The sequence below is a fragment of the Pseudomonadota bacterium genome, assembly GCA_040752895.1.
Lineage (GTDB): Bacteria > Pseudomonadota > Alphaproteobacteria.
This window is the reverse complement of sequence record JBFMHN010000026.1, coordinates 1-1,013: the sequence shown is the minus strand read 5'-3', so window position 1 is coordinate 1,013 and position 1,013 is coordinate 1. Positions and strand designations below refer to the sequence as shown.

At 66.3% G+C, this 1,013-nt stretch carries 2 protein-coding genes; both read left to right on the top strand.

The genetic code is table 11. From position 1 onward, the window contains the following. The first annotated feature begins 241 nt into the window (after positions 1-241). A complete protein-coding gene (locus AB1781_11460; GenBank protein MEW5705183.1) occupies positions 242-580 on the top strand; it encodes a four helix bundle protein in 339 nt (112 codons plus the stop codon). Between the two features lie 195 nt (positions 581-775). Then, positions 776-1,013, top strand: a 238-nt coding sequence (locus AB1781_11455) for a hypothetical protein (protein ID MEW5705182.1), incomplete at its 3' end; no start/stop codon positions are given.

Below are 1,013 nucleotides of genomic sequence, written 5' to 3'. Positions count from 1 at the left end.
TCTAGCGAGGTTTGCACCTCAGACCGACCAGGCATGATCCGGTGAGGCGCGTCCGAGCCCGTGACCCTGGCCGTCTCGGTGGCCGCGGCCGTGACCGGGACCGAGCCCGAGACCGGAACCGGTCCCCGTACGCGGGCGTTGGCAAGCTCAACGACCAGCCCTCCTCGACTCCGAATCGCTCAGCTCCTTTCGGCTCCAGGTTCAGCTTCGGGTGAAACCTGTCGCCGAAAGGAGCTTCACCATGCGATTCGACGTTCTCGAAATCAGTCTGGAGGTCGTTCATCGTCTTTGCCATCCGCTCGCTCGCGTTCGCAAGTCCGATCCCAAGCTCTTCGACCAGATCCGCCGCGCGGCCTCGTCCGTCCCGCTTAACATCGCGGAAGGCTCCCGTCGCCACGGCAAGGATCGCCTCCAGCTCTTTCGGATTGCCGCCGGCTCTGCGGACGAGCTCCGCACCGCGCTGCCCCGTAACCAATTAAGGGGGGCTCTTGCCTGGGGCGAGCTCGATCAGAGAGCGATCGCCGAGCCGCTCGCCCTGCTCGACCGCGTGCTCGCCATGCTCTGGCGCCTCACCCACTGAAGGCGCCGCCTTCACCGCGAGCCCTCGCGGTCGCGGGCGCCCGCCGTGTCCGACTTGCCAAAGCCATGAGCTCCGCAGGTCCCGCGAGAGAGGGCCCCGGTTGAATTGTCCGCGCGAGGCCGTAGCCTCTGCGGAGCTTAGCCGCACGGTGGCGGCGGTGGCATGAAGCCGAGATGTCAACCGGAGCCCGGCCCCATGATAGCATCCAGCGTGGCCTCCCTGATCAAGAACAAGGTCGTCTTCGAGCTCGAGAGCATAGACCGTTTGTACCTCAACGGTTACGTTCCCCAACTGCAGACCCCAGCCGCCCTTGCCGGCTTCATCCGCAACCATCTGGGCCTGCCGATCGCGTCGACGGCCGCGGTGGCTCCGATCAGCCGACGCTTGGTGGCCGCCATCGAGCGCCTGGCTCTCGAACAGGCGATCCCGATGA